26 protein-coding genes and 1 pseudogene are annotated in these 23,839 nt (G+C 70.3%); 15 read left to right on the top strand and 12 right to left on the bottom strand.

All coding sequences use genetic code 11. The features are described 5' to 3' along the window. Positions 1-112: 112 nt before the first annotated feature. From LGI35_RS05455 to LGI35_RS05445, 3 genes are all read right to left on the bottom strand, one after another. Positions 113-1,012 carry an aminoglycoside phosphotransferase family protein gene (locus LGI35_RS05455; RefSeq protein ID WP_227292769.1) on the bottom strand — a complete coding sequence of 300 codons (900 nt, stop codon included), beginning with the start codon at positions 1,010-1,012 and terminating at the stop codon, positions 113-115. Positions 1,013-1,089: 77 nt separating this feature from the next. Continuing rightward, complete coding sequence (locus LGI35_RS05450; protein WP_227292768.1) at positions 1,090-1,938, bottom strand: hypothetical protein; 849 nt, start codon at positions 1,936-1,938, stop codon at positions 1,090-1,092. Next, a complete protein-coding gene (locus LGI35_RS05445) occupies positions 1,935-2,732 on the bottom strand; it encodes a MerR family transcriptional regulator (protein WP_227292767.1) in 798 nt (265 codons plus the stop codon). Before LGI35_RS05445 ends, LGI35_RS05450 begins: the two co-directional genes overlap by 4 nt. A gap of 438 nt (positions 2,733-3,170) precedes the next feature. On the opposite strand from LGI35_RS05445, the gene LGI35_RS05440 reads away from it, so the two are divergent. The 3 genes from LGI35_RS05440 to LGI35_RS05430 all read left to right on the top strand — a co-directional run bounded on the left by LGI35_RS05440 (position 3,171) and on the right by LGI35_RS05430 (position 4,203). Further along, complete coding sequence (locus tag LGI35_RS05440) at positions 3,171-3,425, top strand: hypothetical protein (protein WP_227292766.1); 255 nt, start codon at positions 3,171-3,173, stop codon at positions 3,423-3,425. 61 nt (positions 3,426-3,486) lie between these two features. After that, positions 3,487-3,651, top strand: a complete 165-nt coding sequence (locus LGI35_RS05435) for a hypothetical protein (protein ID WP_227292765.1) — start codon at positions 3,487-3,489, stop codon at positions 3,649-3,651. 198 nt (positions 3,652-3,849) lie between these two features. After that, positions 3,850-4,203 carry a VOC family protein gene (locus LGI35_RS05430; RefSeq protein ID WP_227292764.1) on the top strand — a complete coding sequence of 118 codons (354 nt, stop codon included), beginning with the start codon at positions 3,850-3,852 and terminating at the stop codon, positions 4,201-4,203. Here the strand turns inward: LGI35_RS05430 and LGI35_RS05425 are convergent. The 3 genes from LGI35_RS05425 to LGI35_RS05415 form a co-directional block, all read right to left on the bottom strand. After that, positions 4,197-4,616: a cytidine/deoxycytidylate deaminase family protein gene (locus tag LGI35_RS05425; RefSeq protein ID WP_227292763.1), complete on the bottom strand. Its 420-nt coding sequence runs from the start codon at positions 4,614-4,616 to the stop codon at positions 4,197-4,199. The genes LGI35_RS05430 and LGI35_RS05425 overlap by 7 nt on opposite strands. Positions 4,617-4,944: 328 nt before the next feature. Then, entirely contained in the window at positions 4,945-6,114 is a 1,170-nt protein-coding gene (locus LGI35_RS05420) for a metal-dependent hydrolase family protein (RefSeq protein ID WP_227292762.1), read from the bottom strand. Continuing rightward, entirely contained in the window at positions 6,111-6,443 is a 333-nt protein-coding gene (locus tag LGI35_RS05415; RefSeq protein ID WP_227292761.1) for an MFS transporter, read from the bottom strand. The genes LGI35_RS05420 and LGI35_RS05415 overlap by 4 nt, the downstream gene beginning before the upstream one ends. A 1-nt stretch (position 6,444) precedes the next feature. Between LGI35_RS05415 and LGI35_RS05410 the strand changes: the two are divergent. Then, positions 6,445-6,740, top strand: a pseudogene (locus LGI35_RS05410) (transposase); the annotation flags it as partial. Positions 6,741-6,789: 49 nt separating this feature from the next. Here the strand turns inward: LGI35_RS05410 and LGI35_RS05405 are convergent. The 4 genes from LGI35_RS05405 to LGI35_RS05390 all read right to left on the bottom strand — a co-directional run bounded on the left by LGI35_RS05405 (position 6,790) and on the right by LGI35_RS05390 (position 10,366). After that, the gene (locus LGI35_RS05405; RefSeq protein ID WP_227292760.1) at positions 6,790-7,428 is read right to left on the bottom strand and encodes a LysE family translocator; all 639 of its coding nucleotides are present in this window, start codon (positions 7,426-7,428) and stop codon (positions 6,790-6,792) included. A 153-nt stretch (positions 7,429-7,581) separates the two neighbouring features. Beyond that, positions 7,582-8,136, bottom strand: a complete 555-nt coding sequence (locus LGI35_RS05400) for a hypothetical protein (protein WP_227292759.1) — start codon at positions 8,134-8,136, stop codon at positions 7,582-7,584. A gap of 95 nt (positions 8,137-8,231) precedes the next feature. Continuing rightward, positions 8,232-9,692, bottom strand: coding sequence for a HAMP domain-containing sensor histidine kinase (locus LGI35_RS05395; protein WP_227292758.1), 1,461 nt, complete (start codon positions 9,690-9,692; stop codon positions 8,232-8,234). After that, positions 9,689-10,366, bottom strand: coding sequence for a response regulator transcription factor (locus LGI35_RS05390; RefSeq protein WP_227292757.1), 678 nt, complete (start codon positions 10,364-10,366; stop codon positions 9,689-9,691). The genes LGI35_RS05395 and LGI35_RS05390 overlap by 4 nt, the downstream gene beginning before the upstream one ends. 64 nt (positions 10,367-10,430) lie before the next feature. Here LGI35_RS05390 and LGI35_RS05385 point away from each other — a divergent pair, with 64 nt between their 5' ends. The 4 genes from LGI35_RS05385 (at position 10,431) to LGI35_RS05370 (ending at position 14,490) form a co-directional block, all read left to right on the top strand. Beyond that, on the top strand, positions 10,431-11,582 hold the full coding sequence (locus LGI35_RS05385; protein WP_227292756.1) for a UDP-N-acetylglucosamine--N-acetylmuramyl-(pentapeptide) pyrophosphoryl-undecaprenol N-acetylglucosamine transferase: 1,152 nt from the start codon (positions 10,431-10,433) through the stop codon (positions 11,580-11,582). Then, the gene (locus tag LGI35_RS05380; RefSeq protein ID WP_227292755.1) at positions 11,579-12,583 is read left to right on the top strand and encodes an SDR family NAD(P)-dependent oxidoreductase; all 1,005 of its coding nucleotides are present in this window, start codon (positions 11,579-11,581) and stop codon (positions 12,581-12,583) included. Before LGI35_RS05385 ends, LGI35_RS05380 begins: the two co-directional genes overlap by 4 nt. 233 nt (positions 12,584-12,816) lie before the next feature. Next, positions 12,817-13,791 carry a class I SAM-dependent methyltransferase gene (locus LGI35_RS05375; protein WP_227292754.1) on the top strand — a complete coding sequence of 325 codons (975 nt, stop codon included), beginning with the start codon at positions 12,817-12,819 and terminating at the stop codon, positions 13,789-13,791. A 135-nt stretch (positions 13,792-13,926) separates the two neighbouring features. Then, positions 13,927-14,490, top strand: coding sequence for a dihydrofolate reductase family protein (locus LGI35_RS05370; RefSeq protein WP_227292753.1), 564 nt, complete (start codon positions 13,927-13,929; stop codon positions 14,488-14,490). 58 nt (positions 14,491-14,548) lie between these two features. Here the strand turns inward: LGI35_RS05370 and LGI35_RS05365 are convergent, their stop codons facing one another. After that, complete coding sequence (locus LGI35_RS05365; RefSeq protein WP_227292752.1) at positions 14,549-14,893, bottom strand: VOC family protein; 345 nt, start codon at positions 14,891-14,893, stop codon at positions 14,549-14,551. A 394-nt stretch (positions 14,894-15,287) separates the two neighbouring features. Next, entirely contained in the window at positions 15,288-15,593 is a 306-nt protein-coding gene (locus LGI35_RS05360) for a hypothetical protein (protein WP_227292751.1), read from the bottom strand. A 122-nt stretch (positions 15,594-15,715) separates the two neighbouring features. Here LGI35_RS05360 and LGI35_RS05355 point away from each other — a divergent pair, with 122 nt between their 5' ends. The 7 genes from LGI35_RS05355 to LGI35_RS05325 all read left to right on the top strand — a co-directional run bounded on the left by LGI35_RS05355 (position 15,716) and on the right by LGI35_RS05325 (position 23,705). Then, a complete protein-coding gene (locus LGI35_RS05355) occupies positions 15,716-16,189 on the top strand; it encodes a carboxymuconolactone decarboxylase family protein (protein ID WP_227292750.1) in 474 nt (157 codons plus the stop codon). 239 nt (positions 16,190-16,428) lie between these two features. Beyond that, the gene (locus tag LGI35_RS05350) at positions 16,429-16,977 is read left to right on the top strand and encodes a YciI family protein (protein ID WP_227300205.1); all 549 of its coding nucleotides are present in this window, start codon (positions 16,429-16,431) and stop codon (positions 16,975-16,977) included. 110 nt (positions 16,978-17,087) lie between these two features. After that, positions 17,088-17,969, top strand: a complete 882-nt coding sequence (locus LGI35_RS05345; protein WP_227292749.1) for a hypothetical protein — start codon at positions 17,088-17,090, stop codon at positions 17,967-17,969. Positions 17,970-18,070: 101 nt separating this feature from the next. Further along, positions 18,071-18,760, top strand: a complete 690-nt coding sequence (locus LGI35_RS05340) for an HAD family hydrolase (protein WP_227292748.1) — start codon at positions 18,071-18,073, stop codon at positions 18,758-18,760. 171 nt (positions 18,761-18,931) lie between these two features. Further along, positions 18,932-19,240 (top strand): trypco2 family protein, encoded by a 309-nt coding sequence (locus LGI35_RS05335; RefSeq protein ID WP_227292747.1) that lies wholly within the window; start codon positions 18,932-18,934, stop codon positions 19,238-19,240. Between the two features lie 15 nt (positions 19,241-19,255). Continuing rightward, a complete protein-coding gene (locus tag LGI35_RS05330; RefSeq protein ID WP_227292746.1) occupies positions 19,256-23,245 on the top strand; it encodes a serine protease in 3,990 nt (1,329 codons plus the stop codon). Between the two features lie 4 nt (positions 23,246-23,249). Further along, positions 23,250-23,705 (top strand): DUF4913 domain-containing protein, encoded by a 456-nt coding sequence (locus tag LGI35_RS05325; protein WP_227292745.1) that lies wholly within the window; start codon positions 23,250-23,252, stop codon positions 23,703-23,705. Positions 23,706-23,839: the final 134 nt, after the last annotated feature.

Genomic DNA, 23,839 nt, shown 5'->3' with positions numbered 1-23,839 from the left:
CATGCCCCGACGCTAGGCGCGCCTACGTCCCCTCCATAACGCGGTTGGCCTCCGTCTTGAGCTGGGGGATTTCCCCCAGGGGAGGGGTGTCCACTGCTGCGTGGTGAGGGCTTCAGTCGTGTCCCTCCGCGCGATGGAGAAGCATCAGCGTGCGCTCGAGGAGCTTGCCCACGTTCTGAATGCCCAGTTGAAGGTTCCGCTGGTGGACGAAGACGGTGAGGTCGAGGGCGACCTGGGCGAAGCAGTAGGCCAGAACACCGGGTCCGGCCACTTGCTCGCCGGCGTCGAACAGCAGCTCAAGGGCTTCGGGGGCGAAGTCGTGGGCGCTCAGGAGTGTCGCGTAGTCGAAGACTCTGGTGCCGCTGCCCAGTGCCTCGATGTCGATGACGCCACTGACGCGGTCCGCGTCGAACAGGATGTTGCCGGGGCGGAAGTCGCCGTGGACCAGGTCCTCCGTGGGCAAGGCGACGGGTCCGTGAGCGGCGAGAAGCCGCTCGCAGGCGTGGACGAGGTCCTGTCCGGTCGGTCCGGTCCCGGCCGTCTGCCGCCACAGGTCCTCACCGGTCATGCGCGTGGTCACGAACTCCGACCAGCATCGCTGCGGGTCGGGATCGAGACCGGCGTGCATCTCCAGGACGCCGATCAGCAACCGGGCCTCGGTCGCGGTCACTTGTGGTGCGGTGTGACCGGGTGCGAGTTCCTGGATCTGGTATCCGAAGCCGTCGGTGCTGGTGCCGACGGCGAGCCAGGCGGGGGTCGGATATCCGGCAGCGCGGATCTTGGCGACGCCCGCGGCGGCCCGTTCGATCTGAGGGGCCCAGGAGCGGTCCGGGCTCCACTTCAGTACGGCTTGGCGGCCGGTGTCGTGGGTGAGGAGCCAGGCTCCTGACTGGACCCCGTCGTCGAACCGTTGCAGTAGTCGGAACTGCTCGCCATGCACGTGGTTGGCCTCGCGCAGGACCGCCTGGGCGGTGCGCGTGTCACTTTCGCCGGACATGGTGTTCCCGGGCACGGGGACCTCCTGGTCAAGCCGAATACCGAAGGTGCGCAGGGGACACTACGAGGGACGCTCTCCGGAGCGCACCTCGTTTACCGGCTGTGGATGCCACCGGTCACCCTCAGCGCGGCGACCGCGGATGTGGCGTCTTCGGCGTAGAAACGGAAGGCGTGCGCTTCGGCGGGCTTGCCCAGGGCGCGTACGTACCGGACCGGTTCGGTGAGCTCGACCGTGATGGTCGTCTGGCCGCCGACGGCCAGGTCGGCGACGCCCTTCTCATCCACGGCGGCCAGCCTGCTCGTAGGGAACTTACGGTCCTGGCGGACAGAAGCTATGCGGTCGGCAGGGATGCGGATGTCCAGCAGTGCGCCGTAACGCAGGTGCAGCGAGCCGTCGGCCCCGACAACGTGCGGGCGCACCACGCACGAGGCGTGCAGGGCGATGACGAAGTAGCAGCCCCAGACGTCGAGTACGAGCGTGACGGCGTGCACCACAGGCCAGGGGATCAGGAACGCGAGGGCGACGGTCTCGACGATGCTGACGAAGAGGAAGCCGTACATGAAGGACGTCTGGCCGGGGGCGTAGGGGACGGGCACGTCGCCGTCGCCCACGCCGTGCGGGCCGCGGCGGGCGACCCAGCGCACGAAGCTGGTGGAGAGGGCGATCTCGTGGGCGGTCAGCTTGCGCACGGGTGCCGGTACGGAATCGGCGACCGCGGCGAGGAAGGCGCCGCGGCGGTCGAGACCGGTGCGGTGGTGCCGGAGGTAGTCGAGGCAGAGCAGGGCGGTCGCTGTTGCCATGAGCGCGAGCGCCGCCAGCTCCACGGTCGTCCGGGCGGCCGGGGGCGGCCGCACCCCGCCTGCCAGGCACAGGACGAGTGCGAGCTCGCCCGGTACGAGTGCGGCGAAGGACCAGCGCACGGCCCGTCTCAGCGCCTTCACCGCGCACGCTCCTGCAGCAGCTGGATGGCGCGGCGTACCGCGGCGGCCTGGGCGGGGGCGAAGTCCGAGAAGAGGGCGTCCGCGAAGCCGCCGCCCTCGCCCACGTCGCCCTCGGCAGGGATGTTCATCGCTTGTGCCGCCGCCTCGGGGATGCTGTCGACGATGGCCCGGGCCGCATCCTCCACCCGCGCGTCGTCCTCGGAGGCCTCGGCCAGCTCGTCCAGCTGGGCGTAGACCTCGTAGGCGCGTCGCATGGCGTCCGGGTCGGCGTTGAGGGTGTGCACCATGGCCTCGAGCCAGCTGCGGTCTCCGCCCGGCGAACCGGTTTCCAGCAGGGCGAGCAGTTGCCGTTCCTTGGCTGCCATCGCGGGCTCCGGCCCGGGCAGGCGCGCCGAGGCGCGGGCCATGTCCTCGAAGAGGGCGGCGAGTTCGGGGGAGACGGGGGCCTCGGAGGGCAACTGTCCGGTGTGCGCGGCCTGTTCGAGCAGCAGTCGCAGGCGGTCACGGCGCAGGCGGATGGCCTTCTCCTGGCGTGCCAGGTCGGCGTCCAGCTCGGTGAGGATCTCGACGAGGTCCTTGCCCACGTCGTCGGCCAGCACGTCCTTGACCTCGTCGAGGCTCAGGCCGAGCTCGGTCAGCCGGCGGATCCGCGCCAGCTCGACGGCGTCCCGCAGGGAGTACTCGCGGTACCCGTTGGGCTGCCGTGGAGGCTCGGGCAGCAGCCCGATGCGGTGGTAGTGCCGCACGGCGCGGGTGGTGATGCCGGCCATGCCGGCGAGCTCTCCGATTCGCATGGCACCAGTAGAAACGTTGTCGTTGCGACAAGGTCAAGCGGCGGACGGTTCTACGGCTGGTGGTCAGCCGTACGGGCGGCTGGGGCGGGCTGCGGGTGCTTGTCGAGACGTTGCTCCCGGAGATGGAATGCACGGCGAGCGGGGCATGAAAGTGATCTAGCATGCACATGACACGCGCCGCGCGATCGTCACGAGGTGGGGGACTCGTCGCGCTTCAGTCGCGCTCCCCTGGCACATCCATCAGGGGGGAAGACACATCATGCAGCGCCACTCGCGGGCCCTTTCCGGGGTCCTGGCCACCGTACTCGGACTCGCACTCACCGCCTGCGGTGGCAGCGGGCACCGGGACGAGTCGGGCGGCTCCAAGGAGCGCCGTGCGCACAGTGGGAGCGACCTGACGAGTGGCGGCCGCAAGAAGAGTCCGCGAAAGCCCGTGGAGTGGACTCCCGCGCTGACGATGGGCCAACCGCCCCGAAGCTGTTCGAGCCCGAGGTCTCCGGCGGCGGGCAGTTCCAGGTGGCCGCCACGAAGATCGTGAAGGGCACCATGGAGCAGATGCGCGAGGGTCACTACAGCGACGACGAACTGGGCGGCGGTACCCCGTACTTCGTGTTCGTGGCGTACACCCTCAAGTCGGGGTGCCGACAACTCCAATCCCGACCTCAACGCCAACGCCGCGATCCTCGACAATGACGGTGAACCCGCCGCGGAGCGTCCGGTCGTCCACGCGGGCACGGTCGAAGGTGGCTGCCCCGTGGGAGACGTTTACATGGGCTGGGATGTCGGTGAGACACACACGCTGTGCTCCGTCTTCATCGGCGACCCGTCGAAGCAGCCTGCCCGACTGGCCCGGAGCACGGACGCGGACACCCCCGACGAGTACAAGGAGGGCTCCTCCTGGGAGTGGGTCATTCAGTGATCGCACCTCTGGCCTCCGGTGTCCACCTGTCCTGAACGGTTCAGGGAACACCGGAGTGACACGACGTCAGCGTGTGGTCGTGCACTCGTGCACGACGTGAGGCAGCGGGCTGAGGACGGTCGTGCTGTGGTCGACATCTCCGACGTCGGTCAGCTCGAAGTGGGCCCCGCGCCGCAGCAGCCCGGGGATACTCGGCCCATGGCAAACCGGTGGGTGGGAGTGACCGTCGACTGCATCGACGTCGAACGGGTGTCAGCGTTCTGGAGCGTGCTGCTGGACCGCCCACGGGGACCGTCCGAGCCCGGCTGGGTCTATCTCGGCCGTCGCGACGACCCGCAGCCGCGCCTGGTCTTCCAGCCCGTGACCGAGCCGAGGGCCGGAAAGGTGCGCCTGCACCTGGACGTCTCGGTCGACGACATCGATCAGGGCATCGCCCAAGTGATAGGCCTTGGAGGCCGGTTCACCGGCGAGCGGCACGACTACGACGAGGGAGTGGTCGTCGTGATGACCGACCCGGAGGGGCACGAGTTCTGCCTGTCCCAGTTCTACTGATTCTCCGTGTCGAGCTGGTGGTCGGCCCACACGTAGGTTTCGGGCAGCAGGTCGGCGACGGGAACGCTCCGGAGGCGGTCGCCCGCACCGACGATGACCTTGAGGTCCGGGAAGTAGTCGAGGAGAACCTGGCGGCACCGGCCGCACGGGGGGACGACTCCGCGGTCGCGGTCGCCCACGGCGACGATCGTGTCCAGCTCGTAGGCGCCCTGGCCGGCCGCCGCGCCGATGACGACCAGCTCGGCACAGGGGCCTCCGGTGAAGTGGTAGGCGTTCACCGCGGTGACGATCCGGCCGTCCTGGGCGCGGGCCGCGGCTGCCATGGTGTGGTTGTCGCCCCGGCAGCGCGTGCGCGCGACATGGGCCGCGGCCTCGATGAGTTCGTGGTCGACGTGCTCGGTCTGCGTGGTCAATTTCCCTGCCTTCGTGAGGTGTTGGCCTGTGGTGCGGTCGGTCGGGACCGTCGGTGTTCAGGTTCGCCGTCATGCGGTGCGCCGCGGCGGACCGGCCTTGCTTGCGGTAGAGGGTCAGGGCGGTGGTCCACGCCTCGCGGGCATGAGCATCTTCGCCGCGCTCGGCGTGGATGTCTCCGAGCTCGGGCCATGTGTCGGCACGCTGAACCGGTGGAACACCTGGCGTCCACCGGCGCGGGGGCGACCGCATTCGGGACCAGCGACCTCGGTTCCGAATGCGGTCCGCGCGAGTGAAGCGGCGACACTCGGTGGCTACGGCGATGAGTGGCTAAAGGATGTTCTTGACGACGGCGCCGTTGCGCATGATGAGCAGCAGCCTGCGCTCGGGTTCGGTGAGCAGGGCGATGTCCTCCAGCGGGTTGCCGTCGACCACCAGCAGATCGGCGAAGGCGCCGGGCACGATCTCGCCGATGTGCCCCGTCATCCCGGCGATCTCGGCGCCGGTGACCGTGGCCGCGCGCAGGATGTCCGCGGGCTTCTGCACCTGGGCCCGCAGGGTGAATTCGGTCAGCTGTCGGTCGTGCAGCGCGCCGTGCAGATCAGTGCCGTAGCCGATCTTGAGCCCGGCGCGGTCGGCCAGCTCCAGCGCACGCAGCCCCGCGTCGATCACGTCGTGCAGCTTGCGCCGGCTCTCGTCGGACAGGGCGTGTGCGGCGCCCTGCTGCGCGAGTGCGAAGTACGTCGCCAGCGTGGGCACGTAGAAAGCCTCGTGCTGTTCGAAGAGTTCGACGCTGGCCTCGTCGATGAGGTTGCCGTGTTCGATGGTGCGTACGCCGCAGCGCAGAGCGCGGTTGACCGCTTCGGCCGTGTAGGCGTGACCGGCGACGTAACGCCGGGCCAGGCTCGCCTCGTCGACCGCGGCACGGATCTCCTGCTCCGAGTAGCCGAGCGAGTCCACGCGCATCGTGGAGATGATGCCACCGCTGAGCGTGAGCTTCACATGGTGCGCGCCGAGTGCCATCTGTTCGCGGATCGCGCGCCGCAGTTCGGTCTCGCCGTCGCAGATCCGGGTGAGGCTGTGGCCGCCTGTCGGCGCGATGATGGGCCCGCCGAACAGCACGCGCGGGCCGTCGAACAGCCCTTCCTCCACGGCGCGCGCGACGCCGTGGTCGGCGCCGCCCATGTCCCGGACGGTGGTGAAGCCGCGCAGCAGCATCTCGCGCAACACCTGGGAGACCCGTGCCGCGCTGTAGTACGGCGACCACGAGCGCAGCTCGGCGAAGTCGGCGCTCGCCTGCGTGGCATGCACGTGCGAGTCGATGAGACCGGGCATCAGAGTGCGGCCGCGCAGATCGATCGTGACGGCGTCCTTGGCTCGCACCCTGGTGTCGGTGACCTCCTCGATATTGCCGCCCCGAATCACCACCGAACGGTCGGGCAGCAGCGTGCCCGCGCGGGGATCGAGCACGGACGCGTTGAGCAGGATGGTCGGGTTCACGGGCGCGGCTCCTTCGCTCGGGCGTCGTCACTCTCGACAGCCCTGTGTTCGTCGGTGGTGGTGTGTCGTTCGGTCAGTTCCTCCAGCGTCCGGCCGCTGGTGTTCACGCCGAAGAGGAGAACGGCGGCGGCGCCCACGACGAGCGCGCCGGTCACCATCGTGAACACCCCGCTGAAGCCGACCGTGGCGTACAGCACGCCGATCGTGATCGGCGCCGCGATGCCGCCGATACGACCGAACGCGGAGGCCGCACCGGTGCCGGTAGCGCGGATCGCGGTCGGGTACGCCTCGGGGCTGTAGGCGTAGAGCGCTGCGTAGGTGCCGTTCATGAAGACCCGCCCGATGACCGTCCTGACGGATCGCGCCTACTCGTCCGGCGCGATCCGTGGACACCTTCGGCGTCGAGGCATCCGGGCTGTCATCCCGCAGCCCGGTGACCAGATCGGTCACCGTTTACGGCGCGGTCGCGCCGGAGCCGCCCGCCCGGCTTTGACTCCGAGGAATACAAGGAGCGCAATGCCGTCGAGCGGTGCATCGCCCGACTCAGGCAGTGGCGCGGCCTGGCCCTACGGACGGACAGACTCGCCATCACCTACCAGGCCGCACTACACGTCGCATCCATCTAGATCTGGGGTCCGGTGCTGAGCAGGTCGCTGGACCCTGACATTCGGATCGTCAGTTGCTGAGTGCCAGCCTGACACCGAAGACGCCGATGACGGTGCCGGTGATCCGGTCGAGCAGTCGGCGAGCCTGGGGCTTGCGGAGCCACCCCTGCAGGACGCGAGCGAAGCCGATGAGGACGGCAGACCAGAGCAGACCGATCAAGATGTGCACCGTGGTGAGCAGGAGGCCCATGGTGAAGTGGCCGGTGCCTGGGGGGATGAACTGAGGCAGGACGGCGACGTAGAAGGCGCCCATCTTCGGGTTCAGGAGGTTGGTGAGCGTCCCCTGCCGCCAGCCGCCGCTGACCGAGTCCGCGCCGGCGGCCAGAACAGAATCGTCCGTGTCTGCCGTAGGCAGCCCCCGGAAGGTGTCCCGGAGCATGCGGAACCCCATCCAGATCAGGTAAGCGGCGCCGATCCAGCGCAACGCGGTGTAAGCGAGATGGGAGGCCGTGAGAAGCGCGGTCACTCCGAGGGAGGTGAACGCACCCCACACCAGGGTGCCGGTCTGGATTCCGAGGACGACGCCCCAGGCTCTCCTGCGCCGGCCGAGGGCCGACGTGCGCAAGATCAGCGCTGTGTCGAGTCCGGGAGTCAGAGTGAGAAGCCCTACAACCAGGGCGAAGGACCACAGGGCCGAGCTTATTGCCATGGAATGCCAGCTTACCCCGCCAGATCACCTGCTTTGGTGGCGGGTCTGGTGGATCTTGAGCTGCTCGGCCACTACTCCAAAGAGACAGGCCCTGGCCGACGGCAGGGGTGCCCCGGTCGACTCGGTACGGAACGGCCTCAAGGCTTCCTGCTGTCAGTCGGACACGATGTGGAGGATTGCCGTGCCGTCCTCGCCGGTGGTCGCCTGGATCACGACCGCGTCGGGCTGAGGGCTCGGTCGGGTGGCGGCGTCCAGGCCACCGCAGGAGTTGCCTCCGCCGTTGCTGCGGAGGACCGTGACGCAACCTTGGCCCGGGCCGGTCGCGCCGCCCTTGGACCGGTCATTGCCCGACTTCACCGTGTACTCCACCTTGTTCGGGCCGACCTCGGTGACGGACAGGGTTGCCGGACCGGCCGGGCCCTTGAAGCGGAACGTCACCGGGCCGGTCACCGCGATCTCGCAGTTGCCGTCCGCGCAGGCGCGGACATCGCGTCCGTCCGCCGCCGACACGGAGGGCTGCGCGGAGGAGGGCGGCGCCGGTGCGGGCTTCGAGGTCTGACGACTGGGTGAAGACGTGTCATCGGCGTTGTCTGTACTGCCGCAGCCGCCCGCCGCCAAGGCGACCATCGCGGCGAACGCAAGCCCCGCCACCCGCCGATGACGCGAACGCCCTGCCCGCAGCCGCCCTGCTGATGCCGTCGCGGCCATGAAGTTCCTCCCTGTTCCAGCCTGCGTGCGTTTCGGTGTCCGGCAGCCATTCTTCCCTTTCGCCACGCGCTGCGCCGCCGGGGCGGATACCGTCCTCACGCGAACGTCAGTCGGAACAGTGCCCCTCCTCCCTGTGCCTGCTCTGCCGTCAGGTCCGCGCCGTGGGCCCGGGCGATCTGGCGGGCCATGGCCAGACCGAGGCCCGAACCGGGCAGGGCGCGGGCCGTTTCCGCGCGGTAGAAGCGGTCGAAGACATACGGCAGGTCCTCCGTGGTGATCCCGGGGCCGTGGTCGCGGACCGTCAGTTCGAGACGCTCGCCCGACCTCGACCTCGACCTCGACCTCGGCCCCGACCCCGATTCCGACCCCGACCCCGACCCCGCGTGCCGGGACGCGGTGAGTTCCACCTCCACCGGGAGCCCTTCCGGGCTGAACTTCGCCGCGTTGTCCAGCAAGTTCGTCAGCAGCCTGGTCAGTCGGGCGGGAACCCCCGGCCGTACGGTCTCGGCGGCATCCGGGGCGATGTGCAGGGTGAAGGGGGTGCTGGGCCAGTGCGCGCGGGCGGCCGCCACCGCGTGTTCGGCAAGCGCGGCGATCCGCACCTCTTCGAGCAGTGGCGTGGGCTCCTCGTCCCTGGCCAGTTCGATCAAGTCGTTCACCAGGCCCGTCACTTCGCGCAGCTGCCGTGCCAGCGCGCCCGCCGCCCGGTCGCGCTGCGCGTCGGTCAACCGGTCGGCGCGGGCGAGGAGTTCCGCGTTCGTGCGCAGCGCGGTGAGTGGTGTGCGAAGCTCGTGCGAGGCGTCCGCGACCAGGCGGCGCTGTGCCGTCACCGACTGCTCGAGTTCGCCCAGCATCGTGTTGAAGCTCGCGGCGAGGCGGGTCACCTCGTCCTGACGGCCCGGTGGGCCCGGTGGCAGTTCGATGCGGTGGCGCGGGTCGCGGGTCGACGCGATGCGTTCGGCGGTCGCGGTCAGCCTGGCGACCGGCGCGAGTCCGGTCCTGGACACCCAGTAGCCGAGCCCGGCCGCCAGCAGGACGCCCGCCGCACCGATCACGGCCAGCAGCCCGGCCGCCTGGCGCACCCCCTTCTCGACGCTGTCCGAACGGAGCGCGACCTGAAGGGCCTTGTCGTCGCCGAGGCGGGTCGTCAGCATCCGCATGGGCTTGCCGGAGAGCGTGATGTTGCTGAAGTACGGGGCACGATCGCCCGTGGCCACCTCGCGGACCGGCGCCGAGACGGGCAGGAGATAGGGGTGGGCAGGGTCCTCGGCCGGCAGGGCCGGCGCGATCTGCGCGCAGGCCGGCGCCGACAGGTAGCGGCACTCTCCCGCCACGACCTGTGGTCCGGCGTCCCGGTTCTCCTGGATCACCCGCGTCGCCGACTGTGTCAGGTTCAGGTCGAGCTGGTGAAACATCTCGTACCGGATCACGAAGAACGCCGCCGTGCACACGCCGACCGCGACCAGCGCCACCGCCGCCGAGGCCGCAACCGTGAGGCGGGTGCGCAGCGGCCGTTGCCGCCGCCAGCGGTGCCCGAGCCTGCGCACGCCGCTCATGCCACGTCCAGCCGGTATCCGATGCCGTGGACGGTGTGGACGAGGCGCGGTTCGCCACCGGCCTCCAGCTTCCGGCGAAGATAACCGACGTATACGGCAAGGGAGTTGGAGTCGGGGCCGAAGTCGCGGCCCCATACGAGTTCCAGGATCAGCTCGCGCGGCAGGACCTGTCCGGGGTGGCGCATCAGCAGTTCGAGGAGTGCCGCTTCGGTGCGGCTGAACTCCAGCGGGCGGCCGGCTCGCCGACCCGTACGGGTGTCGGGGTCGAGGACCAGGTCCGCGTACTCCAGCCCGCCCGCGGTGGGGGTCGGTGCGGTCCGCCGCAGCAGCGCACGTACCCGCGCCACCAGTTCGTCGAGCGCGAACGGCTTCACCAGGTAGTCGTCCGCGCCCGCGTCCAGGCCGTCGACGCGCTCGCTCACCGAGTCGAGCGCCGTGAGGACGAGTACGGGCGTACGGTCGCCCATCGCCCGCAGCTGACGGCACACCCCGAGCCCGTCCAGGACCGGCATCATCACATCGAGGACGAGCGCGTCGGGCTGCCAGGACGAGACCGCCGAGAGCGCTTCGAGGCCGTCGCGCGCGCCGCGCACCTCGTATCCCTCGACGGCCAGTCCGTCCTCGACGGCTGCCCGCACTTCCGGCTCGTCATCGACTACGAGGATCTTGGTCATGCCGCAAAGACTGCCAAACGGGACTCTTAGAACCCTCTTAAACCGCCCCACGAGTGTGGCCGCCATGCGCACACCACTCTCCGTCGTGATCGGTGCGGGCGGCACCGGCGGCCACATCTACCCCGGGCTGGCGCTCGCCGAAGCGCTGCGCCGGGCCGACCCGGACGCGGTGATCTCCTTCGTCGGCACCGAGCGGGGCCTGGAGACCAAGCTGATCCCGGGCGCCGGATTCCGCCTGCACACCGTAGACATGATCCCCTTCGACCCGGCCCTCGGCGCCAAGCGTTACCTGCTGCCCGCGGCCCTGATCCGGTCCGGGGCCCAGTGCCGCGGCATTCTGCGAGCCCAGAGTGCCCAGGTGGCCGTCGGCATGGGCGGCTATCCGAGTGCCCCCGTCATCGTCGGCGCACGCATGGCGGGCCTGCCGAGCGTGATCCACGAGTCCAACGCGGTGCCGGGCCGCGCCAACCAGTTCGCCGCGCGGCTCACCCCGCACATCACCGTCGCCTTCGACCGCAGCCGCGCGCACCTGTCCGGCGGCCAGGACGCCGACACCGTCGGCATGCCCATCGCCGCACAGCTCGCCACCCTCGACCGGACCGCCCTGCGCGCCGAGGCCCGGCAGGCTTTCGGGATACCCGACGGCGCGCGGGTCGTGCTGTTCAACGGCGGCAGCCTCGGCGCGGCGCGGCTCACCGAGGCCGCCGTCGGGCTCGCCGCGCGCTGGCGGCACCGCCCTGACGTCCATCTGCTGATCAAGACAGGACCCGCCGCGCTCGACGAGACCAGGCGGCGGCTCGGGGATTCGCCGGTCGCGCGGGCCGTGCCCTACCTCGACCGCATGGATCTGGCGTACGCGGTCGCCGACCTCGTCGTCTGCCGGGCAGGCTCGGCGACCGTCGCCGAACTCGCCACCACCCGAGTGCCCGCCGTCCTCGTGCCGTACCCGCACGCCCCCGGCGACCACCAGACGCACAACGCCCGCGTCCTGTCCGACGCGGGCGCCGCCCACCTCGTACCCGACGGCGAAACGACCGCCGAGAGGCTCGCGGCCCTCGTCGAGCCGCTGCTCGCCGACCCGTCCCGGCTCGCCGCGATGGGCCGGGCCGCGGACCCCGGAAACCACGCCCACGCGGCGGACCTGCTCGCCGCGAAAGTGATCAGGCTCGCCAGGACCCCCAACTCACCCGTCCACGAAATGGAGTTCACCTCATGACCGACCACAGCCACTGGAACAACCGCACCGTCCTCGTCACCGGCGCCGAGGGATTCATCGGCTCGACACTCGTCGACATGCTCGTGGAGCGAGGGGCGAGGGTCCGCGCGATGGTGCACTACAAGCCGTACGCGGAGAAGGGCAATCTGGCGCGCTACCTGAGCGACCCGCACAGCCCCGTCGAGATGATCGCGGGCGACGTACGCGACGCGGGCCGCGTGATGGACGCCGTGTCCGGCTGCGACACGGTGTTCCACCTGGCCGCGCTCATCGGCATCCCGTACAGCTACGACTCGCCCGGCGCCTACGTCCAGACGAACGTCGTCGGCACCGAGAACATCACCGAGGCCTGCCGCCGCCACTCCGTCCGCCGCCTGCTGCACACCTCCACCAGCGAGGTGTACGGGACCGCGCTGACCGCCCCCATCAGCGAGACGCATCCGCTCCAGCCGCAGTCCCCCTACTCCGCCTCCAAGATCGGCGCGGACATGATGGCGCTGTCGCACTGGCACGCCTTCGAACTGCCGGTGACGGTGGTGCGGCCGTTCAACACCTACGGTCCGCGGCAGTCCGCGCGTGCCGTGATACCGACAATTCTGTCCCAACTGCACGCGGGTGCAACGGAGATCAGGCTCGGCTCTCTCACCCCGACCCGTGACTTCACCTACGTCACCGACACCGCGGCCGGTTTCCTGGCGCTCGCGGACTGCGACCGGGCGCTCGGCGAGGCGGTCAACCTCGGTACCGGGCGGGAGATCTCCGTCGGGGACCTGGCGACGGCGCTGATCGCCGCGTCCGGCCGCGACGCGAAGGTGGTCGTGGACCCGGCGCGCCTGCGGCCGTCAGGCAGCGAGGTGGAGCGCCTGCTGTCCGACAACGCGAGGGCACGCGAGTGGGCGGGGTGGCAGCCCGAAGTGTCCCTGGAGGACGGGCTGAAGCGGACGTCGCAGTGGGTGGCCGAGAACATCGCGCTGTTCGCGCCGGGCCGGTATCAAGTCTGAGTCAGGGGGCCGGTATGCGGGCCTGAGCCAGGGGCCGGTGCCCAGGTCTGGGCCAGGGTGTGGGGGTGCGGTGTGTCCGGCGGTTGGGGGAGGAGGACTGCTCGTCGGGTGACCCGCCGCGTGAGGCGCGCAAGGCCGTGATCCCTTGCGCAGGAGGCCGTCGGGCAAGGGATCTTCTTGCGTCATAGGCAAGGCCTTATGCGCGGAACGAAATGGCGCGTACGGTCGATGTCATGACGCACCCCACGCCCGCACCGCACGGTTCCCCCGCACACTCCCAGCCGCACGGGCAGGGGTCCCACGAGAACGGCCACGGCGCCCATGACTCCCATGGTCACGGCACACATGCGCATGAAGGCCACGGCACCCATACGCATGAGCATGAGCAGGACGGCCTCGCGGAACTGCTCGACCTCGATGCCGAACTGTTCGCGCCCTACCTCGCTGCCTCGATGCGTTCCATCGCCGAAGCGGCCGGGGACGACGTCAAGCGGATCGTGGACCTCGGTGCCGGTAGCGGCACCGGGACGTTCGCCCTGCTGAAGCAGTTCCCCTCCGCCCAGGTGACGGCCGTGGACAGCTCCGCCCACATGCTGGAACAGCTGACCCGAACCGCCGCCGCCAAGAACCTGGACTCGCGCGTCCACCCGCTGGAAGCGGACGCCGGTACGAGCCTTCCGGGCGTCGCTGACGCGGACCTCGTATGGGCCTCCGCCTCCATGCACCACATGGACGACCCCACGGCGACCCTCGGCATCATCTTCGAGGCGCTGCGCCCGGGCGGAGTTCTGGCCATCGCCGAACTGGACGGGATGCCACGTTTCCTCGCCGACGACGCGGTACCGGAGCGCCCCGGACTGGAAGGCCGCTGCCGCGAAGCCCTCACGACGCTGCACGACGAAGAGCTACCCCACATGGGAGCCGACTGGGGCGCACTGCTGGCATCGGCCGGATTCACCCTGGAGGACGAACGCACGGAGAGTCTCGAACTGCGCCCGGAGCCGGGCGGCAGCGCCGGGCTCTACGCGCACGGCACGCTCAGCCGCATCCGCGGCCCACTGGCCGGCCGCATCGACCCGGCCGACCTGGAAGCGCTGGACACTCTGGTGAACGGGGGCCCCGCGGACGTACGCCGTCGCGACGACCTGGTGGTGCGCTCCACGCGCCAGCTGTGGATCGCGCATCGCCCCACGGACAGCGGCTCGTAGCGACCCGGAGGAGCGGGCGACGTGGTTGGCTGAACAGGTCGAATCACGCGATGCCGCTCCGACGTCTCTACTGGAGGCCACGGCCGATGGGAGCGGACGTGGCACGGAAGGTGCGAGCCGTTCGGAGGTATGGCCATGCAGACACTCACCGTCGATGTGTTCGTCTCGGTTGACGGGTATGCCGGCAGCGCGACATCGCCCGCCTACTTCGGCTACGACGGGCCCATGCTCGAGGAGTGGATCCGCGAGGAACTGGCCGGGCCGCAGCTGGTGCTCATGGGGCGGCGCACCTACGAGGCCCTCGCGGGCCTCTCCGGGGAGACGGATGGCGCGGGCACGGACCCGGTGCCCGGAGTGGACAAGGTCGTCTTCTCGTCGACGCTGAACACGGTCTCATGGCAGGACACACGCGTGTGCCACGACGACCTGATCGCCGAGGTCACCCGGCTCAAGAGCGAGGGCCATGTGCCCCTGCGGACCATGGGCAGTCTGTCCGTGGTCCGGCAACTCCTCGAAGCGGGCCTCGTGGACCGCCTGAGGCTGACGACCTTTCCACTGCTCGTGGGGGAGTCGGGCCGCGAGCCGTTGTTCGAGGGTGTGGGGTCGGCCGACCTGGAGCTGGTGAGCCATCATGACCTGGACGGCAGGGTGCTGGTGATGGAGTACCGACCCACGGGACGCGCCATTCCGCGGGCCTGACAGGCAGCCGATCCGACCGTGGCCATCCGACCCTGGCCATCCGGCCGTGGAGAGGTCGTCAGAGGTTGTGGGCCGTTTCGTGGCGCGGCTGGTAGAGGCCCAGCTCGCCGCCGCCCGGCAGCCGGATCCCGGTCTTGAGGCCCCAGCCGGCGTTCGTGACCGGGGCGCAGGTGACCCCTTTCGCCGAGAGCTCATCGACCGTCGCGTTGACGTCATCGCACATCAGGTACAGCTCGTGTGACGGTGCGTCGGAGGGGTGGACCGCCACCTCGGCCGGAGGCAGCTTGAAGATGAGCCAGCCGTCGCCGGCATCGACGTGCGGATACCCCAGAACATCCCTGAAGAAGGCGCGGTCCGCCTCCGCGTTCTGGCTGTAGATGATGACGTGAGCGCCGTTGATCATGCGTGCAGGGTACTTACCGCCGGGGACGGAGCCCGGATATGACGCCGTGTCCGCGACGGCGATGTTGGGGCGGAGGGAGATGCGGCCGGGGGCGGGAGCTCCCGCTACGCGGCGCTCCGGGCCCGGCGGCCGACGAGCCCGGCCAGCGGGCCATCGTCGTGCGCGGCGGCTGTCGCAGGTCGCGGTCCGGGCGCAGGACCGTACGGAACGCGACCCAGGCGCGTGCCCCGAGGGTGAACCCGTAGCAGGCGACCAGCCCGTGGCCGTTCTCCTGGGTGAGCCACATCGCCGGCCCGAGCACGGGCACGGCGAGCGCGAGCAGGCGGTTCTTACCGGCGGGCGTGCGGGCGGTCTTGCGAGCGATCCGGCGGGACGAGCCCTCGTCGGCTGAGCCCTAGGCGTCGGGTCCCGCGCCTTGGGAACCCTTGTCGGGCACCTCGTCGGCGCCACCACGCAGCAGCAGCGCCGCGGCGAGCGTCGCGCCCAGGAAGTACGTCGCGCCCGAGCTGCCCGCGAAGATACGAGGGTCGGTGCTGCGGGAGGTCTCGCCCCACAGCGCGTCGACCCGCTCGGGCAGCAGAATGCCCGCCGCGAACAGACAGAGCGTCAGCGGCTCACCCCAGAACCACTCGGCGAAGCCCGCGACGGCGGCGAGGGTCGCGATGTTCCACGCCGCCCCGCCGAAGCCTCCGTTCTGCATGAAGACCGAGGTGATCCCACAGCACATGACGTGGAGACGCAGGTCACATGCGGCCATGTCACAGCGCGCGGAGCCGTTTCGTCATAGGGGTGTAGACATCGGCAACGACGGAGGAGTTCACGATGAACGCCCGTTTGAACATGTTCGGCAACCCGACGGCCATGAAGATCTGGAAGCACATCATCGCGGCGAACCAGGTACTCGCCGAGTCTTCGGTGCCGCACGCGACGCTGGAACTGGTGAAGATCCGCGCCAGCCAGATCAACGGGTGCGGCGGCTGCCTCGACATGCACACCAAGGACGCCGCTGCCGCCGGTGAGACCTCGACGCGCCTCAACCTGGTCGCGGCGTGGAGGGAGGCCACGGTCTACACCGAGGCCGAGCGCGCGGCGCTGGAGCTGACGGAGCAGGGGACCCGCCTCGCCGATGCGGCCGGTGGTGTCCCGGACGAGGTCTGGGCGAATGCCGCCAAGTACTACGACGAGGACCAGCTCGTCGCCCTGGTGTCGCAGATCGCCATCATCAACGCGTTCAACCGTGGGAACGTCATCGTCCAGACGCCGGCCGGCGACTACCAGCCCGGCCAGCTGGGATAACCCGGTCTGGACGGACGATGAGGTGTGCCTGGCCCGGCGGTGCTCCCCGGACGACCGCCGGGCCGGACGACCGCTGGGCCGGACGACCGCCGGGCCCGCTGGCCGGCCCGATCCGGTTGGCCGGCCCGATCCGGCCGACCTGTCCGTCCAAGTGGCTGCCCGTTTCTGGTGACCTTGCTCGCAGGCCGAATGAGGACGACTGCGAGATGACGCGGGACATGATGGTGGAGAGTGTCCGCATGGAGTTCTTCTGCTACCACCGCGATCGTCTCGACTCCCTTGCGCTACGCCAAGAGTTGCTGGAAGAGCACTGGTCCTACATGGACCAGTACGCCAAAGAGCTGATCGCGCGAGGCCCGACGCTCAGCGGCGACGGTGAGGAGCCGACGGGGAGTGTGCACATCGTCGACCTGCCGGACACCGCCGCGGCACGCGCGTTCGCGTTCGACGAACCCGGCTATCAGGCCGGCGTGTACCGGGACGTGATGCTGCGCCGATGGGACAACAGGCTCGGGCGCACCATGTGGGACTACCCCGGCGGGCCGACCGAAGGCAACCGTTACCTGGTGCTCGGCCTTGGTGCGGGGCAGTCCGCCGACCTCGATGTGCCTGCCGAACAGGACGACTTGATCGCGTACGGGCCTCTGCTGTCCGACGACGGCGTCACCTGGCTGGGCACGGCGGCACTGGTCCGGGCGCCGGACCCCGACACGGCATGCGCGGTGCTGACCGTGGGTCTCTACGCCGAGATCGAAGTCCACAACTGGCAGTTCGGTGGCAGGCGGTGATGACGGCCGTCGCCCCGCCCCAGGAGTGGAAGATGGGCGAGTCGTGCAACGGTTCCGGCCCGGCGCGCGTCAGTTGTCCAAGAGCTCACTTCGATAATTGAGGGACGTAGATGCAACGCGAGTGTGTCTTCGGTGTCGCCGGGGCCGTGCTGTTGGCCACAGCCGGCATCACCGCCTGTCAGAGCGACGCCTCGGCCGCGCCGGCCGGGGCGTCGCGGGTCGTCAAGGACACCGATGACGAGGCGGTCGTCGAACTGTCCGACGGACGCCGCGTCTCCCTGCGCTACCAGGCCGGTAGGGGCCTGCTCGAACGGCACCGGAGCGCCGGCGGAAAGCCCTGGTCCAAGTCGAAGACGGTCTACACCACCAAGGCCGACCCCTGCCGAGGCATCGACCTGAAGGCAGAACGCACCACCGTCACCGTCCGCGCCAACTTCGGACAGTATTGCCGGGACGGCGAGCCGCCGACGGAGAGCGTCGCCGCCGTCGGCACCGGGGGACTGGGGAAGTGGGACACCCACATGGCCAAGAACTGGGACGGCTGGGACCGGGTCGACATCGCCCGGAACGGGAAGTCGGCGACGTTCTCGACCAAGTCATGGGCCGGCACGACGACGCTCGACTGGCGCGCGGGCAAGGGTTTCGGCGAGGTCGCGACCACGTACAAGAAGCTCGGCGAACGGTTCCTCGGCACCTGGCGCGCCGAGGACGGCAGCCACCAGGTGACCTTCCGGCAGAGCAGGCTCAACGTGCCCGCGTCGGCCACGGTCGAGATGCTCAAGGGTCCCCCGTGCAAGGTCCGCATGGACTTGATCAACATCTGGGAGGACCGCGTACAGCCCAGGGGAGCCAAGCTCCTGGAGGGCGAGAAGACCACGTACTGCCCGCCCGAGGAGTTCAATTCCGAGTACGTGGTGGCGACCGCGGACGCGCCGATGGAGCTCAGGAACCTCGGTGACGCCACACCGCTGGTGACGTACCGGAAGTCGTGACGTAGGCGCCAACTCGTGACGTAGGCGCCGACGGCCTCGTCCGTTTCCTGGCCCCCTGCCGGGCTTGCGTACCGGTGACGGGGAAGGCGAGGATCACCGGCATGGTCAAAGGTGTGATGTTCGATTTTTCCGGGACGCTTTTCCGTATCGAGTCGGTTGCGGAGTGGCTGGGAGCGGTGGTCGCCGAGGCCGGACTCGATATGAGTGCGGACGAACTCGCCGCGTGTGCCGGTCGATTGACCGAGGCGGGGGCTCTGCCCGGAGGCGGTCCGCCTCGCGCGCTGCCGTCGCATCTCGAGGGGCTGTGGCGTGAACGGGACCTCAGCGCCGAGCAACACCGTGCTGCGTTCACCGCTCTCGCCCGCGAGGCGTCCCTCCCGTCGGCGGAACTGGCCGAGGCGCTGTACGACCGGCACCGCGCTGCGGCCGCATGGCGCCCCTATCCGGACACCGAGGTGACTCTACGTGCTCTGCGCGGGCGGGGCGTTCCGGTCGCCGTGGTGAGCAATATCGGCTGGGACCTGCGGCCCGTCTTCCGCGACCACGGTGTCGACGGCCTCGTCGACGCGTACGTCCTGTCCTTCGAACACGGGATGCAGAAGCCGGATCCGGGGCTCTTCCAAGTGGCCTGCGACAAGCTCGGACTGCCGCCCGAGGAGGTCCTCATGGTCGGCGACGATCGCGTCGCGGACATCGGGGCCGCGGCGCTCGGGTGTCCCGTTCATCTGGTCGACCACCTGCCCGTCGATCGACGCCCGAACGCACTGCGGGCCGTTCTCGACCTCGTCTAGCACGTCCAGCTCGTCTGGAGGGCGCGTGGTCAGCGCCGACGGAGTGGCCGCGGTCCGGCTGTCCGCGGATCGCTGTCCGCGTTTCGTGCGGGATGACGGCTCGTAGGGGTGAGAGTGACCCGGGATCACTAGACTGGGTGCGCATGCTGAAGTCGCGACGAGGGGTAGGGCATGGCGAGCAGGGAACGCGACGAGGACTGGCTGGACCTGGCTGACGCCATCGAGGTGTTGCGTTCCCAGCTGTCGGAGGCGCAACGCCGCGGCCAGGGCTCGGAGTTGCGCTTCGTGCTGGGCGAGATCACCGCGGAGTTCGAGATCGAGCTGGTGCGCACGCGAAATGGCGGCGGGGCCCTGCGGTTCGGCGTAGCGGAGGCCAACGGCCGCCAGGAGCGGTCGAAGCGCTCCGCCCAGCGCGTGACCCTGCGTCTGAACCCGGAGCGCCGCGGCGGTGGAGACGTGGCCGTGGGCGACGTCGACTAGTACGGCGGTGGGCTGATGGAGGAGGAACAGGTCGTTCTTGTCCGCGGCGCCGGCATCGGCAGTGGCTATCTGATCGCGCCGCGGCTCGTCCTGACCGCCGCGCATCTGTTGCCGCCGCCGGAAGTGCGGGCCGACGTCACTGTTGCGCTGCGGGATTCGGCGCCGTTCCCGGTGGTGGTGCGGTGGCGACGGCTTGACGAGGCCGTGGACGCCGCCCTGTTGGAGGTCCCGGCCGATCACCCGGAGTGGTCCACGCCCACGACACTGCGCGGCGCCCTCGGCCGTCGCCCGCAACGCTGGGGCTGGTGCGTGACGGGCGGTTCCGAGCTGCGGGTCGCCGCCACGGGATTCCCCCGGCAGCAGCGTTCCGCGGACGGCGGCCGGAACCGCGAGCAACTGCTCGGCCGGGTCAGGCCGCACGGCGGCAGGACCTCCGAAATCATCGACGACGCGGGCCTGTTGGGATTCGACACCGCTGGGCTCGATCACGAGACCGCCGTGAACATCACCCCGTGGTCCGGGATGTCGGGCGCGGCCCTCTTCCAGGAGCGCGGGAAGCTGCTGCTCGGAGTGGTGCGCGCGGACCGCCGGCCGCGCCACGGCACCCGGCTGACGTACACCCGCAGCGAGGACCTGCTGGCCTGCGACGACTTCCGCGCCGTGGTCAGGGAGGCGACCTCCGTCGACCCGCAGCCCGAACCGGCCGAGCTCGCCGACCTGTTGGAGTCGGCGCCCAAACGGGAGGTGACGTCCCCCACCATGCTGTTGCGGGCCGACACCGAGGTCGTGTCGTTCCACGGCAGGGAGGACACCCTCGCCGACCTGGAGCAGTGGTGCCTGGCGGATTCCGACGGCGTAACCGCTGTCCGCGTGATCACCGCCCCGGGCGGGCAGGGCAAGACCCGACTGGCGCGGCAGGTGATGGCGCGGCTGAGGAACCGCGGCTGGGTGGCCGGGCAGGTACGTCATAAGCCACGCGGCCTGGACGCGCTGCGCACCGTCCAGCACCCCCTGCTCCTCGTCGTCGACTACGCCGAGACCCGGCCCGAGCTGGTCAGGGAGCTGCGGGAGCAGACCGAGGAGGCCAGACATCCGGTACGCCTGTTGCTTCTCGCCCGCTCCCTCGGTTCCTGGCGGACCAGGGCGACCGGCGCTCTCCCCGAGACCCGGCTGCACGCCCTCAGCACGGGTGCCGTGGACCGGGAGCTCGCCTTTCGGACGGCGGCCCGCGACCTCTCCGGCCACCTGGCCGAGGTGACCGGTGAGACGGACGTCGACTGGGCCCGGCTCCCCGACGCCCTCCCGGCAGCGGTCCGAGGTGCGGGCCCGCGGGTCGAGACGGCGCTGACCGTTCAGATGGCGGCCCTTGCCGCGCTGCTGCGCCACGTACGGGTCGTCCCCCAGCCGGCCGGGGACGCGCTGGAGTCCCAACTCCTTTGGCACGAGCAGAAGTACTGGCAGGACTCCGCCGAGGAGTGGGGCATGGGCCGGCGGGCGCAGCGGCTGCAGGCGCGGGCCGTGGCGGCGGCCGTGCTGTGTCCCGCGCAGGACGAGGGGGAAGCCCGTGCCACCATCGCCCGGCTGCTGCCCGACGAACCAGCGTGGCTGACCGCGGACATCGCCGCCTGGCTGCGCGACCTGTATCCGCCGCCCGAGGGCCGCTACTGGGGTCAGCTCGAACCGGACCGGCTGGCGGAGTACCAGGCCTCCGAGCAGGTCATCGACGATGCGGGGCTCCTCGGCAGGCTGCTCGCCGGAGCCCCGGACCATCAACAGGTGCAGGCGCTCACCGTACTGGCCCGGTCTGCCGTCGCTCACGTCAACGAGGGCCGCACGCGCGAGGCCCGCATCATCATCGACCGGCTCCGCGAGGCGGTGCGCCCGGCTCCCGACGGCGAGCCACACACCACCAGCGGGCCGACCTCCGACGCACCGCTGACAGTCGCGGCCCTGCGCGCGCACTCCGACGCACTGCCGGAACAGTCCCATGTGCTGCGCGAGTACGCCCTTGACGTCGCCCGCGAACTGAGCCGCCTGTGCCGAGCCACGGGCGACAGCCCCCAGGAGCTGCGCGACCGCGCGTGGGCGCTGCACAACCTGGCGGAGCGGCACATGGCGGTCGGTGACTGGGAGGAAGCCAGGGTGGCGGCCGACGACGCGGCCGCGATCCGCAGGAAGCAGGCGGACGACGGGGCGAGCACGCACCGAACGGAGTGGGCCGACTCGCTGCTGGCGCTCTCGCAAGCCCGGCGCATGACAAGGCACCTGATGGAGGCTCACGACGCCGGGGACCAGGCGCTGGATCTCTTCCGCACGCTCGCGGCAGAGGGCGGCGAGGACGGGGAGAAACGCGAGCGCGGTCTGGTGCGGGCGCTCATCAACCAGTCACAGGTGGCCTGGCGGCTCGACCCGAGCGCGATTCCCTTCGACCAGATCGCCAGGTCCGACGACCACACGGACGAGGCCGTCCGACGCGCCCGCACCCTGATGGCCCGGCACCCCGATCTGGATCCCCTCCTGCTCACCAAGGCGCTGGCGGAGCGAGGGGCGAACCTGTGGCGCCTCCAGCGGCATTCGGAGGCGCTGTCGCTGAGTGAGGAGGCGGCCGAGACCGCGCGCCGGTTGGCCAGGGAGAACCCCGACGCCTACACCGCCGACCTCGCGAGCGCGCTGATGGGCCTCGCGGTCGACTACAGCAACGCCACCCGGCCACCCGGCGAGGCCATGGCGCTGGTACGGGAAGCGATCGAACTGCTGCGCCCGCTGGCCGGGGATCTCCCCGGCGTCCACCGCTCCACTCTGGCGCAGATGCTGCACAACCTGGCCTGGGAACAGTCCGACGCGGGGGACGCCGCGGCGGCACGGGAGTCCATCGCAGAGGCTGTCGAGCACCGCCGGGCCCTGACGCGCCAACCGTACGGGACACCGGTTCCCGCTCTGGCCCAGTCGGTGAGCGCGCTCGCGACCTACCATGCGAGCGCGGGCGACCACCGGGCGGCGGTGGAGGGTTTCGAGGAGGCCCTGGCGACGTACGAGCTCACTGAACTCCCGCTCAGTGCGAGCGACTTGAAGAATCAGTCCGGGACGGCGCTCAGACTCGCCCACTCCTACGATGCCCTTGGCCGCTCGGCGGACGCGCTCACCGCTTTGAACCAGGCTCTCGCCGTCCGGCACCGCCTCGGGGAGTACGCCCCCAGCCTCTACACGGAGGGGTATGCCACTGCCCTCCATGACCTCTCCGACCTGTACCGCAAGTACGACCGTCCGGTCGCGGAGCGCATCCTGCTGCGGCAGGCGCAACCCCTCTACCGCCGGCTGTCCCGCGTCACCGAGGAGGGGCGCGAGGGGCTGGCCTGGTGTCTGCACGACCTCGGCACGAGCTACGCCACCTCCGTGGTGACGGCCGACCGCGCCGTGACGTCCCTGCGGGAGGCGTACGAGCTGCGCGTACGGCTCTCGGCCGGCGACGCGAGACATGAGGAGGACCTGGCCGCCACCTGCGCGCAGCTGGCCCGCGTCCTGCTGATGACGAGCACCTTCCACGAGGCCGTCCGTATCGCGGAGCACGAGGTGAGCCTTCGCAGCCGCCTGCTCGTCACGAACCCGGACCGCCACGAACGCCCGCTGTGCTTCGCGCTCCTACGGTTGGCCGAGGCGCGGGCCTCGACGGGGAACGAGGCCGAGGCATGGCGCACCGCGCTACAGGCGGAGCAGGCCTGCCTGACGCTGGTGGACCGTCCCGGCGAACCGCCGGCCCAGCGCGCGCTGCTCCTGTGCCGACTGGCCAGAGCGCTGAGCCTGTGCGGTCGCCGCGACTGGCGCCGGGCCGCCCGTGCGGAGCAACCGGCGCGGCGGGCCGTCCGCATCTACCGCCGCCTCGTGGACCAGGACCCGAGCACGCGCCAGGCCGACCTGACCGGGGCCCTCAACACGCTCACCAGAGTCCTGGAACGCCTTGGCCGCCATGCCGAGGCAATCGACGTACAGCTGCGAAAGGGAGCATGACGCCGTGACAACATCACCGCCCGACGGGGAGAGGGACGAGTCGCTCGAGGACATCCGGATGGACGAGGAGAGCGCCACCCGGCCGGCAGAGCTGTACTACCCGAACGTGGCCGAGTTCGTGGCCGACCGGTTCATCTATTTCGTCCCCCGGCCCACCCCCGAATCCGGGCGGGTGTGGTGCCCGAGCTGGTTCAGGCACGCTCAGGCGCTGTCCCGGCTGGACTCCATGTGGCGCGCCTGGGAGACATTGCGGTGGGACGGTGCGCTGGGAATGTCGAACTGGTGGCTCCACCATGTCGACCCGCATCTGAGCGCCCTGCTGGACCCGGTCACGGGACCGTTCGCCGGTTGCGCCGACGGCCACCGGACGAGCGAACCCCTGCCGATCGAGCAGGTGCCGGACGGGCTGTTCGCTCCACACGCGACACCGTCGGCGAAGGACCCGTTCTCCCTGGACTGACCGGGCCCGTCAGGTGTCCCGCCGAGAACCTCTCATCCGCCCGGCAACGGAGTCGTCGGACCCCATGAAGCGAACGAACAGTCGGCAGCATCAAAGGCGTTCGCGACTACGCTCGTATGTCGTGAACGCCTACT

The sequence above is a fragment of the Streptomyces longhuiensis genome (assembly GCF_020616555.1).
Classification (GTDB): Bacteria; Actinomycetota; Actinomycetes; order Streptomycetales; family Streptomycetaceae; genus Streptomyces; species Streptomyces longhuiensis.
Note: the sequence above shows the minus strand (reverse complement) of the source record. Positions and strands in the feature narration are given on the sequence as shown.

Bases quoted from the DNA above. Each gene is read 5' to 3' on its own strand.
- LGI35_RS05445 (WP_227292767.1), bottom strand. From the start codon at position 2,732: ATGCGAATCGGAGAGCTCGCCGGCATGGCCGGCATCACCACCCGCGCC.
- LGI35_RS05430 (WP_227292764.1), top strand. From the start codon at position 3,850: ATGGCAAACCGGTGGGTGGGAGTGACCGTCGACTGCATCGACGTCGAA.
- LGI35_RS05415 (WP_227292761.1), bottom strand. From the start codon at position 6,443: ATGAACGGCACCTACGCAGCGCTCTACGCCTACAGCCCCGAGGCGTAC.
- LGI35_RS05405 (WP_227292760.1), bottom strand. From the start codon at position 7,428: ATGGCAATAAGCTCGGCCCTGTGGTCCTTCGCCCTGGTTGTAGGGCTT.
- LGI35_RS05400 (WP_227292759.1), bottom strand. From the start codon at position 8,136: ATGGCCGCGACGGCATCAGCAGGGCGGCTGCGGGCAGGGCGTTCGCGT.
- LGI35_RS05395 (WP_227292758.1), bottom strand. From the start codon at position 9,692: ATGAGCGGCGTGCGCAGGCTCGGGCACCGCTGGCGGCGGCAACGGCCG.
- LGI35_RS05390 (WP_227292757.1), bottom strand. From the start codon at position 10,366: ATGACCAAGATCCTCGTAGTCGATGACGAGCCGGAAGTGCGGGCAGCC.
- LGI35_RS05385 (WP_227292756.1), top strand. From the start codon at position 10,431: ATGCGCACACCACTCTCCGTCGTGATCGGTGCGGGCGGCACCGGCGGC.
- LGI35_RS05380 (WP_227292755.1), top strand. From the start codon at position 11,579: ATGACCGACCACAGCCACTGGAACAACCGCACCGTCCTCGTCACCGGC.
- LGI35_RS05375 (WP_227292754.1), top strand. From the start codon at position 12,817: ATGACGCACCCCACGCCCGCACCGCACGGTTCCCCCGCACACTCCCAG.
- LGI35_RS05370 (WP_227292753.1), top strand. From the start codon at position 13,927: ATGCAGACACTCACCGTCGATGTGTTCGTCTCGGTTGACGGGTATGCC.
- LGI35_RS05365 (WP_227292752.1), bottom strand. From the start codon at position 14,893: ATGATCAACGGCGCTCACGTCATCATCTACAGCCAGAACGCGGAGGCG.
- LGI35_RS05360 (WP_227292751.1), bottom strand. From the start codon at position 15,593: ATGCAGAACGGAGGCTTCGGCGGGGCGGCGTGGAACATCGCGACCCTC.
- LGI35_RS05355 (WP_227292750.1), top strand. From the start codon at position 15,716: ATGAACGCCCGTTTGAACATGTTCGGCAACCCGACGGCCATGAAGATC.
- LGI35_RS05350 (WP_227300205.1), top strand. From the start codon at position 16,429: ATGGAGTTCTTCTGCTACCACCGCGATCGTCTCGACTCCCTTGCGCTA.
- LGI35_RS05345 (WP_227292749.1), top strand. From the start codon at position 17,088: ATGCAACGCGAGTGTGTCTTCGGTGTCGCCGGGGCCGTGCTGTTGGCC.
- LGI35_RS05340 (WP_227292748.1), top strand. From the start codon at position 18,071: ATGGTCAAAGGTGTGATGTTCGATTTTTCCGGGACGCTTTTCCGTATC.
- LGI35_RS05335 (WP_227292747.1), top strand. From the start codon at position 18,932: ATGGCGAGCAGGGAACGCGACGAGGACTGGCTGGACCTGGCTGACGCC.
- LGI35_RS05330 (WP_227292746.1), top strand. From the start codon at position 19,256: ATGGAGGAGGAACAGGTCGTTCTTGTCCGCGGCGCCGGCATCGGCAGT.